This is a genomic window from Pseudomonas sp. 31 R 17 (genome assembly GCF_900004915.1).
GTDB lineage: Bacteria > Pseudomonadota > Gammaproteobacteria > Pseudomonadales > Pseudomonadaceae > Aquipseudomonas > Aquipseudomonas orientalis_A.
On sequence record NZ_CVTN01000065.1, the window covers coordinates 460,971 to 476,176 of the forward strand.

15 protein-coding genes are annotated in these 15,206 nt (G+C 59.5%); 12 read left to right on the forward strand and 3 right to left on the reverse strand.

Annotated features, from left to right (window positions below; genetic code table 11):
* Window positions 1-3: 3 nt before the first annotated feature.
* The 4 genes from kdsA (at window position 4) to ispD (ending at window position 3,452) form a co-directional block, all read left to right on the forward strand.
* A complete protein-coding gene (gene kdsA / locus BFP89_RS14290) occupies window positions 4-849 on the forward strand; it encodes a 3-deoxy-8-phosphooctulonate synthase (protein ID WP_065886101.1) in 846 nt (281 codons plus the stop codon).
* Between the two features lie 156 nt (window positions 850-1,005).
* A complete protein-coding gene (gene eno / locus BFP89_RS14295) occupies window positions 1,006-2,295 on the forward strand; it encodes a phosphopyruvate hydratase (protein ID WP_065880069.1) in 1,290 nt (429 codons plus the stop codon).
* Window positions 2,296-2,466: 171 nt separating this feature from the next.
* Window positions 2,467-2,745, forward strand: a complete 279-nt coding sequence (gene ftsB / locus BFP89_RS14300; RefSeq protein ID WP_057723188.1) for a cell division protein FtsB — start codon at window positions 2,467-2,469, stop codon at window positions 2,743-2,745.
* The gene (ispD, locus tag BFP89_RS14305) at window positions 2,742-3,452 is read left to right on the forward strand and encodes a 2-C-methyl-D-erythritol 4-phosphate cytidylyltransferase (protein ID WP_065886102.1); all 711 of its coding nucleotides are present in this window, start codon (window positions 2,742-2,744) and stop codon (window positions 3,450-3,452) included. The genes ftsB and ispD overlap by 4 nt, the downstream gene beginning before the upstream one ends.
* A gap of 3 nt (window positions 3,453-3,455) precedes the next feature.
* Here ispD and BFP89_RS14310 read toward each other — a convergent pair whose 3' ends face one another.
* Both BFP89_RS14310 and BFP89_RS14315 read right to left on the reverse strand, forming a co-directional pair.
* Window positions 3,456-6,482 (reverse strand): membrane-targeted effector domain-containing toxin, encoded by a 3,027-nt coding sequence (locus BFP89_RS14310; protein WP_065886103.1) that lies wholly within the window; start codon window positions 6,480-6,482, stop codon window positions 3,456-3,458.
* Window positions 6,483-6,553: 71 nt separating this feature from the next.
* On the reverse strand, window positions 6,554-7,450 hold the full coding sequence (locus BFP89_RS14315) for a LysR substrate-binding domain-containing protein (RefSeq protein ID WP_065886104.1): 897 nt from the start codon (window positions 7,448-7,450) through the stop codon (window positions 6,554-6,556).
* A gap of 109 nt (window positions 7,451-7,559) precedes the next feature.
* Here BFP89_RS14315 and BFP89_RS14320 point away from each other — a divergent pair, with 109 nt between their 5' ends.
* The 8 genes from BFP89_RS14320 (at window position 7,560) to rpoS (ending at window position 14,762) form a co-directional block, all read left to right on the forward strand.
* Window positions 7,560-8,672 (forward strand): S-(hydroxymethyl)glutathione dehydrogenase/class III alcohol dehydrogenase, encoded by a 1,113-nt coding sequence (locus BFP89_RS14320; protein ID WP_065886105.1) that lies wholly within the window; start codon window positions 7,560-7,562, stop codon window positions 8,670-8,672.
* Between the two features lie 89 nt (window positions 8,673-8,761).
* A complete protein-coding gene (gene fghA, locus BFP89_RS14325; protein ID WP_065886106.1) occupies window positions 8,762-9,607 on the forward strand; it encodes an S-formylglutathione hydrolase in 846 nt (281 codons plus the stop codon).
* 54 nt (window positions 9,608-9,661) lie between these two features.
* Complete coding sequence (ispF, locus tag BFP89_RS14330; protein ID WP_057723182.1) at window positions 9,662-10,135, forward strand: 2-C-methyl-D-erythritol 2,4-cyclodiphosphate synthase; 474 nt, start codon at window positions 9,662-9,664, stop codon at window positions 10,133-10,135.
* A complete protein-coding gene (gene truD, locus BFP89_RS14335) occupies window positions 10,132-11,190 on the forward strand; it encodes a tRNA pseudouridine(13) synthase TruD (RefSeq protein ID WP_065886107.1) in 1,059 nt (352 codons plus the stop codon). The genes ispF and truD overlap by 4 nt, the downstream gene beginning before the upstream one ends.
* The gene (gene surE / locus BFP89_RS14340) at window positions 11,178-11,927 is read left to right on the forward strand and encodes a 5'/3'-nucleotidase SurE (RefSeq protein ID WP_065886108.1); all 750 of its coding nucleotides are present in this window, start codon (window positions 11,178-11,180) and stop codon (window positions 11,925-11,927) included. Before truD ends, surE begins: the two co-directional genes overlap by 13 nt.
* Window positions 11,928-11,968: 41 nt before the next feature.
* Window positions 11,969-12,604 (forward strand): protein-L-isoaspartate(D-aspartate) O-methyltransferase, encoded by a 636-nt coding sequence (locus BFP89_RS14345; protein ID WP_170827533.1) that lies wholly within the window; start codon window positions 11,969-11,971, stop codon window positions 12,602-12,604.
* 208 nt (window positions 12,605-12,812) lie between these two features.
* Window positions 12,813-13,649: a peptidoglycan DD-metalloendopeptidase family protein gene (locus BFP89_RS14350; protein ID WP_065886110.1), complete on the forward strand. Its 837-nt coding sequence runs from the start codon at window positions 12,813-12,815 to the stop codon at window positions 13,647-13,649.
* Between the two features lie 105 nt (window positions 13,650-13,754).
* The gene (rpoS, locus tag BFP89_RS14355) at window positions 13,755-14,762 is read left to right on the forward strand and encodes an RNA polymerase sigma factor RpoS (protein WP_065886111.1); all 1,008 of its coding nucleotides are present in this window, start codon (window positions 13,755-13,757) and stop codon (window positions 14,760-14,762) included.
* Between the two features lie 176 nt (window positions 14,763-14,938).
* On the opposite strand, the gene BFP89_RS14360 is transcribed toward rpoS, so the two are convergent.
* Entirely contained in the window at window positions 14,939-15,148 is a 210-nt protein-coding gene (locus BFP89_RS14360; protein ID WP_002554837.1) for a cold-shock protein, read from the reverse strand.
* Window positions 15,149-15,206: the final 58 nt, after the last annotated feature.

Genomic DNA, 15,206 nt, shown 5'->3' on the forward strand with positions numbered 1-15,206 from the left:
CTGATGGCCCAGAAGATCATTCGCGTAGGCGACATCGAAATTGCCAACGACAAGCCCATGGTGCTGTTCGGCGGCATGAACGTGCTGGAAAGCCGCGACATGGCGATGCAGGTCTGTGAGGAGTACGTGCGGGTTACCCAGAAACTGGGTATCCCTTATGTGTTCAAGGCCAGCTTCGACAAGGCCAACCGTTCGTCCGTGACCTCCTATCGCGGCCCGGGTCTTGAAGAAGGCATGCGGATCTTCCAGGACATCAAGCAAGCCTTCGGCGTGCCGATCATCACCGACGTCCACGAGCCTGAGCAGGCTGCCGTGGTTGCCGAGGTGTGCGACATCATCCAGCTGCCGGCCTTCCTGTCGCGCCAGACCGACCTGGTGGTCGCGATGGCCAGGACCGGCGCTGTGATCAATATCAAGAAAGCCCAGTTCCTCGCACCTCAGGAAATGAAGCATATCCTGAGCAAATGCGTGGAAGCGGGTAACGACCAGTTGATCCTCTGCGAGCGTGGTTCGAGCTTCGGCTACAACAACCTCGTGGTGGACATGCTCGGTTTCGGCATCATGAAACAGTTCGAATACCCGGTGTTCTTCGACGTGACCCACGCGCTGCAAATGCCCGGTGGTCGCTCGGACTCCGCCGGTGGGCGTCGTGCCCAGGTCACCGACCTGGCCAAGGCGGGCATGAGCCAGTCCCTGGCCGGCCTGTTCCTGGAAGCCCACCCGGACCCGGACAACGCCAAATGCGACGGCCCTTGTGCCCTGCGCCTGGACAAGCTGGAGCCGTTCCTGGCCCAGCTCAAGCAGTTGGACGAGCTGGTCAAGAGTTTTCCGACGGTAGAGACCGCGTAAGCGGCGTTTCTCCGGTAGAATTTCCCACGCTTTATGCTCAGGCCCCAGGCCTGGGCCTTGTCGTCTGCAAGCCTGCCCTGTTGTTCCACCCTTGCGGTCGGTCAAAAGATTTCCTTCAGCTGCGTCGTTTTCGTCAACTTTGGAGTGTTTACAACAATGGCAAAAATCGTCGACATCAAAGGTCGTGAAGTTCTCGACTCCCGTGGCAACCCCACCGTCGAAGCCGACGTGCTTCTCGATAACGGCATCATCGGCAGCGCCTGCGCGCCGTCCGGTGCTTCCACAGGTTCCCGTGAAGCGCTGGAACTGCGTGATGGCGACAAGAGCCGTTACCTGGGCAAGGGTGTACTCAAGGCAGTAGCCAACATCAACGGCCCGATCCGTGACCTGTTGCTGGGCAAGGACCCGCTGGACCAGAAAGCCCTGGACCACGCGATGATCAAGCTCGACGGCACCGAAAACAAAGGCAGCCTCGGCGCCAATGCGATCCTCGCCGTCTCCCTGGCCGCCGCCAAGGCGGCTGCCCAGGACCAGGACCTGCCGTTGTACGCGCACATCGCCAACCTGAACGGCACTCCGGGCGTGTACTCGATGCCGGTGCCGATGATGAACATCATCAACGGTGGCGAGCACGCTGATAACAACGTCGATATCCAGGAATTCATGGTGCAGCCGGTGGGCGCCAAGACCTTCTCCGAAGGCCTGCGCATGGGCACCGAGATTTTCCATCACCTCAAGGCTGTGCTGAAGGCCCGTGGCCTGAGCACTGCGGTGGGTGACGAAGGTGGTTTTGCACCGAACCTGGCGTCCAACGAAGATGCACTGAAAGTGATCTCCGAAGCCGTGGCCAACGCCGGCTACAAGCTGGGCACCGACGTGACCCTGGCCCTGGACTGCGCCGCCAGCGAATTCTATGAAGACGGTAAATACAACCTGTCCGGCGAAGGCCAGGTGTTCAACTCCGAAGGTTTTGCCGACTACCTCAAGGGCCTGACCGAGCGCTACCCGATCATCTCGATCGAAGACGGCCTGGACGAGTCCGACTGGGATGGCTGGAAAATCCTCACCGACAAGATCGGCGAGAAAATCCAGTTGGTGGGCGACGACCTGTTCGTGACCAACACCAAGATCCTGAAAGAGGGCATCGACAAGAAGATCGCCAACTCGATCCTGATCAAGTTCAACCAGATCGGCACCCTGACCGAAACCCTGGAAGCCATCCAGATGGCCAAGGCTGCGGGTTACACTGCCGTGATCTCCCACCGCTCCGGCGAAACCGAAGATTCCACCATTGCCGACCTGGCCGTGGGTACCTCGGCGGGCCAGATCAAGACCGGTTCCCTGTGCCGTTCGGACCGTGTGTCCAAGTACAACCAATTGTTGCGCATCGAAGAGCAATTGGCGGGTAAAGCCAAGTACAACGGTCGCGGCGAGTTTCGCGGCTAAGCGGTAAATGGTAAAAAGTCGGCGGATTGCGTCGGAAATCTCACGACAGTGGGCATTTCGGCGCTAATCTGCTGACTGACAAGCACAAGCCTGGTTTTTCCAGGCTTCGTGCTATCAGTTGCTGCAAAAGGTTTGCATGACGGTCTTTTTTCACTGGATACCCGGATTTCGATGCGCAGTCCCAATTGGTTGTTCCTCGTCTTGCTCTTGTTGCTGGCTGGCCTGCAGTACCGCCTATGGGTCGGTAATGGCAGCTTTGCGCAGGTGGAAGAGCTGACCCAGCAAATTGCCGACCAGCACGCCGAAAACGAACGTCTGCTGGAGCGCAACCGCGTCCTCGACGCTGAAGTGCTGGAGCTGAAAAAAGGTACGGAGACCGTCGAAGAGCGGGCTCGTCATGAGTTGGGCATGGTCAAGGAGGGCGAGACCCTCTACCAGTTGGCCCAATGAACGCTGATTTACCGGCCTTCTGGGCCGTGATTCCTGCCGCGGGCGTCGGTGCCCGTATGGCCGCGGACCGTCCCAAGCAATACCTGCAACTGGGCGGGCGCACTATTCTCGAACACAGCCTTGGCTGTTTTCTCGACCACCCTTCGCTCAAGGGCCTGGTGGTCAGTCTTGCTGTTGATGATCCTTATTGGCCCGCCCTGGCGTGTGCCACTGACCCGCGCATTCAACGTGCGGACGGTGGCTCGGAGCGCTCGGGCTCGGTGCTCAATGCGCTGCTGCATCTTAATGCCCTGGGCGCCAGTGATGATGACTGGGTGCTGGTGCACGATGCTGCGCGTCCCAACCTGGGCCGTGATGACCTCGACAAACTCCTGGCAGAGCTGGCGGATGACCCTGTGGGTGGCCTGCTGGCGGTGCCGGCTCGTGACACCCTCAAGCGCGTCGACAAGCGTGGTCGCGTGGTGGAAACCGTCGACCGCAGCATGATCTGGCAAGCCTACACGCCGCAGATGTTTCGCCTCGGCGCCTTGCACCGCGCCTTGGCCGACAGCTTGGTAGCCGATGCGGTGATCACCGACGAAGCCTCGGCCATGGAATGGTCCGGCCAGGCGCCGCGGCTGGTCGAAGGGCGTGCGGACAACATCAAGGTCACCCGCCCCGAAGACCTCGAATGGCTGCGTCAGCGCCGGGGTTATCAAGGGTCCTGACCTTTAGCGGTAGACTTGCCGCATCCCGGGCTGGGTTGTCAGCTCGCTGACCAATGCCTCAATGCTGTCGAATGGCTTCTGATCGATAGGCCAGCCGGACGCCTCGAGGAAGTACCGTCCCGCCTGGTTATTGATCCTGATATTGCGCAGTTCCCCACGTCGGGAACGATAGTCAATGTGGCTGGCCTCGCAGAGCATGAATTGGCCCGGTTGCGTCAGCAGTATCTCGGCCGACTTCACCACTCGACTGTGTGAAGGGCCGGGCTGTGGTTCCACTGAAGACTGCAAGACGGCAGGATCAACGCGCAACACCAGATTGGCTTTGACCGTGCCTTCCCCTTTGTGGAGGCCCAGGCTGGCAGTGCGCCCCGGATCGACTTCGATGCCTAAAGGTAGGGCGCCCACCCTGTCTTCTATCCGCAGGCCGATGCTGCCGGTGAGTTCTGCCAGTCCAGGGATACCCTTGAAGGTATTGGTATGGGTATCGCCCACCAGTGCGACCCATTTACCTGGTCTGTGCTTGAAGGTCTGGATCCACTGGATCACCTCGGTGGCGTAATAGTTCATCATCCGCTGGCGCAGGGTGCCCGTGCTGTCGCGGATATCGCGAAGTATGTAGCTCACGATGCAGTCGATCGGCTGAACCTTGATCCCGGCGTCTCGGGCTTTGCTCACGACATGTCTGAATGAGTAATAACGGTTTTGGGGCAATGGGTAGATCCCGTTCAGAAAATTTGTCAGCTCCTCGGCCATCGGTGCGTTCTTGGACCGGTAAAACGCCCTCAGCATCGGAATATGCACATCCGTCAGCAGATGTTCGAAGTAGAGGCGTTTGACGCCCTGGCTGGCGAGTAGCTGCATGTTGTCGATCAGAAAGGCTTTGCTCGATTCGGCGCTGTGACTTTCGCCGATCACGAGGCCATCACTGGCACGCAGCAATTTCTCGATAATGCTTTGCTGCGGCTCGTTCAAGCTCAAGCGCGGGAGTACCGGCTGCAGGGGTGAATAGGGCAGGCGGTTAAAGAAGATCGCCGAATCGCGGTTTAATTGGCTTCTTTTCTCGAAAAACAGTTTCCGGGTGCTGTTGATCGATTGTGCAGCCGTGCCGACGGGTTCGAAGTCTTCCGAAAACAAGCTGGTGTCAGTGAGCATTTCCACGAGCGTCTCGCGAACGTGCGCAGGCATCTCGTAGAGGCTGAAGAAGCTTACGTTCTCGGTGCCGCCGAACAGTGTGTAAACCCGTTGCCAGGCATTGCGAAATGCCCCGCCTCCGGCGAGCCCGGCACGTCGCCATTGCCGGTCGGCGCTTTGAACCGCGTAGAGACCGGTGGATTGGATCTTTTCCGGGGCTTCTGGGTTGTTCACGAATAACTCGAAAAGGCCCCCGTCATTCGGTTTTTTGTAGGTCAGGAAGGTCTCGCCCTGAATCTTGACGGTCTGCAAGCCACTGGGGGCGGTCGTAGCGACCAGGGGGCGAGTCTCGGTTTCGGCCGAGGCGGGGGCTTCAGTGATGACCTGGACACTGATCTGACCTTCCTCTGCCCGCGTGGCGTGGCCAAGCTCAGGTCGCAACATCTCAAGGTTGCTCACGCCTTTGCCGATGCCGCGGATAACCACCGGGAGCGCATTCAAGGCGCCGAACACAATGCGCTCAACGGCGTGGGGTTTGTCTTTGATCACGTCATCGGCGCCGATGGCCATTGCAGTCAAGCCCGATGTCACGAAGCAAAACTCCGCCAGCAACGCCGTGCCCATGGTCAACGCCACGGGGATCGCCAGCAGGCAGGCCTTTTCCAGTGCGTCGAGGGTGTCGCCCTTGAACGTGTCCAGGGGCGAAACAATGGTTTTTGCCGCCAGCCTGGCAATGCGAGCGCGGATCTGCCGTGCGATAAACGCAAATGGGTCACTTCTGAGCGCCGGATACATGGGGTTATTGATGTATTGCTCCGGGTCCCAATAACCGTTGTGCAACAAACTGTTGAAAAAACCGGGGGGGCTGGAAGATTTCGGGTACATCGCCATGCCGATCAATGCTTCCTCGACACCCCTGTAGAGCAGGCCGGAGTCTATCGAGTCGGGTTCAAAGTGATTGGTCAGGGCTTTGCGCCGGGTTGGATCCCCGGCCAGTTTCACCAGCGCACTGCGCATGTCCTTCGGGGTATTGAAGCCTTGGATAGGCGAGGAGTTTCCCGGGATGTACGCCAGCGTGATCTGGCTCTGTTTGTCGGTAATCGTGAGGATGTCGGTGGCTTCGAATTGATGGATGCGCAGCACCCGTACGGTCAGGTTTGCATCCGGTGAGTAGGGCGCCTGGAAGTCTTCCAGGGTCAGGTTGCCGGCGTCCTTGTCGACGCCGATACCTGCCGCTCGGGCGGCCAGCTGCCGTTCTGCCAGGGTGAGCGTGAATTCTGCGTACTGATGGAGGTAAGCCTTGGTGAATGCGATACGCATCAGGGTGGTGTAGTTGTCCCGATGCTCGTCCCAGAACAGTGTGACGGCCTTGTCGTAGGTCTGTTCGAAGTGGCTTGAGTCGATGACCCTCCTGAGAACGGCAGGCGCAATCGCCAATTGGGTAGTCGGATCGTAGACCTGAGGGTCGCTTTGCCGGTAGAGCGCTTCATAGCGCCTGGGCGGTATCCAGCCGGACGTGATGAACTCTTCGTTGAACATTTGCGGTATGCGGTTATCCATCAGGCGCGGCAGTTCGGTCACGATCGTGAAGTAAGGCGCGGTGGTGGAAAAACCCGTGGTGTTGATCATGCCGCCTGGGGCATGGGGTGCATTGCAGATCATGGCCTCGGTCAGGCTCATGGATTGGACGATCTGTGCGTTGTACGCCGCGTTGGGGTGGTCGGTGTTGTATTCAAGCGTGGTCAGGAATGTGGTGTCCGGATCCAGTGTTTCCTGGCTGAACGGTTGCAGATGCTCACACAGCAATTGGGCGGCAATGGCGCTGGGCACTGGAAAGTCCGCCAGGACCTTGCGGACAAAGTGATTGATATGCTGGAGCTGTTGGGCGTTGGACGTCATGGGCTTGCCTGGGTTTGTGCAGTCAAAGCGGCTATTGACCGCTAACCAGGCAATACACGGGCGGTAGTTGTTTATGCTCGATACACCGGATGGTCACCCAAGCCTTCCTTGAGAAAATCCACCAGCTTCCTGACTTTCGGCGACAAATGCCGTTGCTGCGGGTACAGCGCCCACACTGCGGTATTTGGCGGTTGGTGGGCCTCGAGCAACGACACCAGCGTCCCGTGTTGCAAATGCTCCAGCACGTAATAGTCCGGCAACTGGCATAACCCCACACCTTGCAGCGCCGCATCCAGCACCGCCTGCCCACTGTTGCAGCGCCAGTTGCCCTGCACCCGCTGGGAAAATTCGCGTCCGTCCTGGGCCAGCTGCCAGATATCCGAACTGCCGATCAGGCAGTTGTGCCGACTCAGTTCCGACAAGCTATGTGGCCGACCATACCGTTCGAGGTAGGAAGGTGATGCGCACAGGTACATGCGCCGAGGGGCCAGGCGACTGGCGACCATGCGCGAGTCCTGCAGGCGACCGAGGCGAATCGCCAGGTCGAGCCCTTCGTGCACCAGGTCCAACGGGCGGTTGCTCAGCTCGATATCGACCCGCAACTGCGGATAGAGCGCCATGAACCTTGTGACGAGGGGCACGATAAAACGTTCGCCATAGGCCACCGCGCAGGTCATGCGCAACATGCCCTTGGGTTCGCTGGTCAGGTCGCCTACTGCGCGCAGGGCTTCTTCGCGACCGTCCTGCAAACGTTGGCAGTGGTGCAGGAAGGTCTGGCCCGCTTCGGTCAGCGTCACCTTGCGCGTACTGCGATACAGCAGGCGCGTTTGCAGGCGTTCTTCCAGGCGCGCCACCTGGCGGCTGATATGGGACGACGACACCCCCAGGCGCTCGGCCGCTGCCGTGAATTGGCTGCATTCGGCCACGGCGACGAACTCATCGATGCCTTCCCAGCGGTTTTCCAACACGTTGATTGTCCCCGTATGGCAATAAAGTTTTGCTTTTGCCTGGATTATTAATCAATAAGCCATGGTTTACACTCATTCCATCAATGTTCAACTCCATGGAGAAACCCGGATGATCAAGTCCCGCGCCGCCGTAGCCTTCGAAGCCAATAAACCTCTCGAGATCGTGGAAGTCGATGTCGCCATGCCCAAGGCGGGTGAAGTGCTGTTGCGTGTGGTCGCCTCCGGCGTGTGTCACACCGACGCCTACACGCTGTCGGGCGCGGACCCGGAAGGCATCTTCCCGTCGATTCTGGGTCATGAAGGTGGCGCGGTGGTCGAGGCCATTGGTGAAGGGGTGACCTCGGTTGCCGTTGGCGACCATGTGATCCCGCTGTACACCCCGGAATGCGGCAAGTGCAAATTCTGTCTGTCAGGCAAGACCAACCTCTGCCAGGCCATCCGTGCCACCCAGGGCAAAGGCCTGATGCCTGACGGCACCACGCGTTTCTCCTACAAAGGCGAGCCGATTTTCCACTACATGGGCACCTCGACGTTTTCCGAGTACACCGTGCTGCCGGAAATTTCGGTGGCCAAGATTTCTAAAGAAGCGCCGCTGGAAAAAGTCTGCCTGCTCGGTTGCGGCGTCACCACCGGTATCGGTGCGGTGCTCAACACCGCCAAGGTCAAGCCGGGCGACACCGTAGCCATCTTCGGTCTGGGCGGTATCGGCCTGTCGGCGGTGATTGGCGCGGTGAAAGCCAAGGCGGGTCGCATCATTGCCATCGACATCAACCCGGCCAAATTCGAAATCGCCAGGCAGTTGGGCGCTACCGATTGCATCAACCCGAAAGACTACGACCGCCCGATCCAGGACGTGATTGTCGATTTGACCGATGGCGGTGTGGACTTTTCCTTCGAATGCATCGGCAATGTTCAACTGATGCGTGCGGCCCTGGAATGCTGCCACAAAGGCTGGGGTGAGTCGGTGATCATCGGCGTGGCCGGCGCCGGCCAGGAAATTTCCACCCGTCCTTTCCAACTGGTGACCGGTCGCGTCTGGCGCGGATCGGCATTCGGCGGCGTACGCGGACGCAGCGAATTGCCAAGCTACGTGGACATGGCCCAGACCGGCGAGATCCCGCTGGACACCTTCATCACCCACACCATGGGCCTGGAAGACATCAACAAAGCGTTTGACCTGATGCATGAAGGCAAGAGCATTCGTACCGTCATTCATTTTTGAAGCAGCGGTAAGTGACAAGCTACAAGCTGCAAGTGGCTGTACGCCTTCTTGCCGCTTGAAGCTTGCAACTTGCAGCTGGGAGAATTCCCATGCCCCTGGAAAATATTTCCTGCCAGAAAAGCTTCGGCGGCTGGCACAAACGCTATAAGCATCACTCCGATGTGCTTGATTGCGACATGACTTTCGCGGTCTACCTGCCGCCGCAAGCGGAGCAGGGCGGCAAGCTGCCGGTGCTGTATTGGCTGTCCGGCCTGACCTGCACCGACGAGAACTTCATGCAGAAGGCCGGCGCCCAGCGCATGGCTGCCGAGCTGGGCTTGATTATCGTGGCACCGGATACCAGCCCGCGCGGCCCCGGTGTTGCCGATGACCCGGACAACGCCTGGGACTTCGGCCTCGGCGCGGGTTTTTACCTCAATGCCACCCAGCAACCCTGGGCCAGGCATTATCGGATGCATGATTACGTGGTGCAGGAATTGCCGGCGTTGGTGGAAGCGCATTTCCCGGCTTCGGACAAGCGCGGCATCAGCGGTCACTCGATGGGCGGCCACGGTGCGTTGGTCTGCGCGCTGCGCAACCCCGGGCGTTACCAGTCAGTGTCGGCGTTTTCGCCGATCAGCAATCCGATGGATTGTCCCTGGGGCCAGAAAGCCTTTTCCCATTACCTGGGAGAGGAGCGCTCGAAGTGGCGTGAATGGGATGCCTGCGTACTGATCAGTGAAGCTTCGGAACAGTTGCCGCTGTTGGTGGACCAGGGCGATCGCGACGATTTCCTCGCCGTGCAGCTCAAGCCCGAGGCCCTGCAGCAAGCGGCCAAGGCCGCCGGCCATCCGCTGGAACTGCGCCTGCAACCTGGCTATGACCACAGCTACTTCTTTATCGCCAGCTTCATCGATGACCATTTGCGCCATCATGGTCGTGCTTTGCTCGGTTAATGTGAGGCAAAAGTAGGTAGAATCACGCCCTGAATTAAATCGGGGCGTTTTTTTATGCGTATTGGCCACGGCTACGATGTGCACCGTTTCGCTGAAGGCGATTTCATCACTTTGGGCGGCGTGCGTATCGCGCATCATCATGGGCTGCTGGCTCATTCCGACGGCGACGTTGTCCTGCACGCCTTGAGCGATGCGTTGCTCGGCGCAGCGGCGTTGGGTGATATCGGCAAGCATTTTCCGGACACCGATCCAACCTTCAAGGGCGCGGACAGTCGTGTCCTGCTGCGCCATGTCGTGGGTTTGATCCATGCCAGGGGCTGGAAAGTCGGTAACGTCGATAACACCATCGTGGCCCAGGCGCCAAAAATGGCCCCGCACATCGAATCCATGCGGGCCCTGATTGCCGCAGACCTGCAAATAGAATTGGACCAAGTCAACGTGAAAGCCACCACCACCGAAAAGCTCGGGTTCACCGGTCGTGAAGAGGGCATCGCCGTGCACTCCGTCGCCTTGTTGCTGCGCGCATGAACGAATTTGAATTACTCGGCCCGCGTGCCTATGGCGAGGCCTTGGGCAGCGCGGTGCTGAAGGCCACTGCCGAAGATTTCCAGGTAGACGAAGTGCTCGACATCCCGCTGACCGGCGAGGGCGAACACTTGTGGTTGTGGGTGGAGAAGCGCGGCCTGAATACCGAGGAAGCGGCGCGGCGTATCGCCAAGGCGGCGGGCGTGCCGTTGCGCACCGTCAGCTATGCCGGGCTCAAGGATCGCCAGGCGTTGACTCGCCAGTGGTTCAGCGTGCAACTGCCCGGCAAGGCCGACCCGGACATGAGTGCCGCCGAGAACGATACGCTCAGGATCCTGAAAACCGCCCGGCACAAACGCAAGCTGCAGCGCGGCGCCCATGCCGCCAACGGCTTCACCTTGCGCCTGACCCAGTTGGCCGGTGATACCGCCGCCCTTGATGCGCGCCTGCAATTGATTGCCCGGCACGGCATTCCCAACTATTTCGGCGCCCAGCGCTTTGGCCACAACGGCGGCAATGTCGTCGATGCCCGCGACTGGGCTGCGCGCAAGGCCTTGCCGGAACAGCGCAATGTGCGGTCGCGGCTGCTGTCCACCGCCCGAAGCTTTCTGTTCAACAAAGTGTTGGCGGCACGCGTCGCTGACGGCTCGTGGCAACGCGCCCAGGTCGGCGACCTGCTCGCCTTCACCGACAGCCGCAGCTTTTTCCCGGCCGGGGAGGCTGAATGCAGCGATCCGCGCCTGGCGATCCTGGACCTGCACCCCACCGGCCCGCAGTGGGGCGAGGGCGAGTCGCCGGCGAAGGGTCCTACGTACGAACTGGAACAATCTGTCGCCGCCGCAGAAGCTGACCTGCGTGATTGGCTAGTGAATGCGGGCATGAGCCAAGAACGTCGCATTCTGCGACTGCCCATTGGCGGGTTGACGTGGCATTATCCCGGGCCTGACATTCTGCAATTGGAATTCGTCCTGCCGGCCGGATGCTTTGCCACTGTATTGGTGCGCGAGCTTGTTGATCTGGTGCCGGTGGGGCCGACGGACAACCCATGCGTATTCTGATATCAAACGATGACGGTGCCACCGCACCCGGTCTCGCCGCGCTTCATGCTGCGCTGGCGGATTACGCCGAGTGCGTGGTGGTTGCCCCCGACCAGGACAAGAGCGGCGCCAGCAGTTCGCTGACGCTCGACCGTCCGTTGCACCCCAAGGTCCTGGCCAATGGCTTTATCAGCGTGAACGGCACGCCCACCGACTGCGTGCACCTGGCGATCAACAGCCTGCTGGAACACGCGCCGGACCTGGTGGTGTCGGGCATCAACCTCGGCGCGAACCTGGGCGACGATGTGCTGTATTCCGGCACCGTGGCGGCAGCCCTCGAAGGGCGCTTTCTGGGCGGGATCGGGTTCGCGTTTTCCTTCGCCTCCCGGCAACTGGATAACCTGGCCACGGCGGCGTATTACGCGCGCAAGCTGGTGGAGGCGCACGGTTCTTTGGACCTGCCGCCGCGCACCGTGCTCAACGTCAATATTCCCAACCTGCCTCTGGACCATATTCGCGGCATCCAGCTGACGCGGCTGGGGCACCGTGCCCGTGCGGCGGCCCCCTTGAAGGTGGTCGACCCGCGTGGCAGGGAAGGCTATTGGATCGCGGCGGCCGGCGACGCCGAGGATGGTGGCGAGGGCACGGACTTTCATGCGGTGATGCAAGGTTATGTATCGATTACCCCGTTGCAATTCGATCGCACCTTCAGTGATGCCTTCAGTGGTCTGGATGGCTGGCTGGAGGGACTGCGCTGATGGCTCGTGAACAGGACGACCTGCTGCGCCGTGGCATCGGGATGACCTCCCAGCGCACCCGCGAGCGTTTGATCCAGCGTCTGTACGAAGAAGGCCTGTCCAATGCGCAGGTGCTGGAAGTTATACGGCGCACGCCTCGGCACCTGTTTGTCGACGAAGCCCTGGCGCACCGCGCCTACGAAGACACCGCGCTGCCGATCGGCCACAACCAGACCATCTCCCAGCCCTATATGGTCGCGCGCATGAGCGAACTGTTGCTGGCCGCGGGCCCGTTGGACAAGGTGCTGGAAATCGGCACCGGCTCCGGCTACCAGACCGCCGTGTTGTCCCAGTTGGTCGAGCGGGTGTTCTCGGTTGAACGCATCAAGGTGTTGCAGGACCGCGCCAAGGAGCGCCTGGTGGAGCTGAACCTGCGTAACGTGGTGTTTCGTTGGGGGGATGGCTGGGAAGGCTGGCCTGCATTGGCGCCCTACAACGGCATCATCGTGACTGCAGTGGCCACCGATGTGCCGCAGGCGTTGCTGGACCAGTTGGCGCCTGGCGGCCGACTGGTCATCCCGGTGGGCTCCGGCGAAGTGCAACAATTGATGCTCATCATTCGAGAGGACGACGGCTTTTCCCGGCATGTGCTTGGCGCCGTGCGGTTCGTGCCGTTGCTCAATGGCCCGCTGGCCTGACATTTATTCCCTGTTAGTGAATTCCATAGACGCGGATGTGTCTTACAGCGGGGTCTATAGATTCAACAACGGTGGGAGCCGGCATTAAACACGATGAATTTTTCGTTTCAGCCGTGTGCCGGTAAAAAGCCAGTGCCCAGTTATACTTGCGTCATATTTCAAGCCTGATACGGGCGTTAATGTTCAGCCACCACAAAGGGAGCGGCGGGTGAGTCTCACAGGTCCTGCGCAGCGAATGAGTAAAACAAGCTTTCAGCGACTGGTGCTTGGCCTTGTCTTGAGTTCCTTACTGGCCGCCTGCTCGAGCACGCCATCCGGTGGTGCGCGGGTGGTCGACCGCACGAATGCGGCACCGCAAAAGCCGATGGTGACCACGGGCCAGTACGTTGTACGCAAAGGCGACACGTTGTTCTCGATTGCCTTCCGTTACGGTTGGGATTACAAGGCGCTTGCAGCTCGTAACAACATTCCCCTGCCTTATACGATACATCCGGGGCAGACGATTCGTTTCGACGGTCGCACCGGTTCGGCGCCTACGGCCGTTGTGACAAAGTCCGGTTCATCGTCTTCCTCTTCGAGCAAAACCACTGTATTCACGCGGCCGGCCGGCACCGCCTCGCCTTCGGTGGCGAGCAAGCCGGCGCCCGCGCCATTGCCTCCTGCGGGGCCTGCGCCGACCGGTTGGGGATGGCCCTCAAATGGTGTGTTGATTGGAAAATTCTCTTCAAACGGCAGTTTGAATAAAGGCATTGATATCGCCGGGGATTTGGGACAGCCTGTTTTGGCTGCGTCTGATGGGACAGTGGTGTACGCCGGGAGTGGTCTACGGGGCTACGGCGAGCTGGTCATCATCAAACACAGCGATACCTACGTCAGTGCCTACGGTCATAACCGCAGGTTGTTGGTTCGGGAGGGGCAGCAGGTCAAGGTCGGACAGACGATTGCCGAAATGGGTTCAACGGGGACAGACCGGGTGAAACTGCACTTTGAGATTCGCCGTCAGGGCAAGCCTGTAGATCCACTGCAATTCCTACCCCGTCGTTGATGTGTTGCCAGCCTGTTCCCTCACGTAGAAGGAACAGGCTCCAGCGTTGCCAAGGATAAAGGCGTCGCTTGAGCTTGAGGTCGAACTCACCAAAGGACTATAACAATGGCTCTCAGTAAAGAAGCGCCGGAGTTTGACATCGACGATGAGGTTCTCCTTATGGAGACCGGCATCGCTACGGAAACGATGTCAGATAATGAGAGGGCTTCACCCCCCTCGGTTCGCACCAAATCCAAGAACTCCTCCGCGTTAAAGCAACACAAGTACATCGACTACACCCGGGCGCTCGATGCGACCCAGTTGTACCTCAATGAAATCGGCTTTTCCCCTCTGCTTACCCCCGAAGAAGAAGTCCATTTTGCGCGTCTGTCGCAGAAGGGTGATCCGGCTGGGCGCAAACGCATGATTGAAAGCAACCTGCGCCTGGTGGTTAAAATCGCCCGACGCTACGTCAATCGCGGATTGTCGCTGCTGGACTTGATCGAGGAGGGCAACCTGGGCTTGATCCGGGCGGTGGAGAAGTTCGACCCTGAGCGGGGCTTTCGCTTCTCGACCTATGCCACCTGGTGGATTCGCCAGACCATCGAACGGGCGATCATGAATCAGACCCGCACGATCCGGTTGCCGATCCATGTGGTCAAGGAGCTCAACGTCTACCTGCGGGCAGCACGGGAGCTGACACAGAAACTCGACCATGAACCTTCGCCTGAAGAAATCGCCAACCTGCTGGAGAAACCGGTAGGGGAGGTCAAGCGCATGCTCGGCCTTAACGAGCGCGTGTCTTCGGTTGACGTCTCGCTGGGTCCGGATTCGGATAAAACCCTGCTGGACACCCTGACCGATGATCGTCCGACGGATCCTTGCGAACTGTTGCAGGACGACGATTTGTCCCAAAGCATCGACCAGTGGCTGTCGGAACTCACGGACAAGCAGCGTGAGGTGGTGATTCGCCGCTTCGGCCTGCGCGGCCATGAGAGCAGCACCCTGGAGGACGTAGGCCTGGAGATCGGTCTGACCCGTGAGCGGGTTCGGCAGATTCAGGTAGAAGGTCTCAAGCGCTTGCGCGAGATCCTGGAGAAGAACGGCTTGTCGAGTGAGTCGTTGTTTCAATAACGACCCTGCTTGAACGCTTGAATGTGGGAGGGGGCTTGCCCCCGATGGCGGCGCTTCAGTCGATATAGGCTTTGACTGACACACCGCTATCGGGGGCAAGCCCCCTCCCACATTTTCCCAGGCATAAAAAAACCCCGCTTTTGAGGGCGGGGTCTTTTCGACTAAGTCAGTACAAGTTAGATAACTTGAACTTCTTCAGCTTGCATGCCTTTCTGACCGCGGGTAGCGATGAAAGAAACCTGTTGGCCTTCTTTCAGGCTTTTGAAGCCGTCGGATTGGATAGCTTTGAAGTGAACGAACAGGTCGTCACCGGATTGTGGAGTGATGAAGCCGAAGCCTTTTTCATCGTTGAACCACTTAACGGTACCAGTTTGGCGATTAGACATGGTGTAACTCCTTGAACAAAGTTAACTGCGACTCAGGAAAAGCCCTGGCCGAGACTGA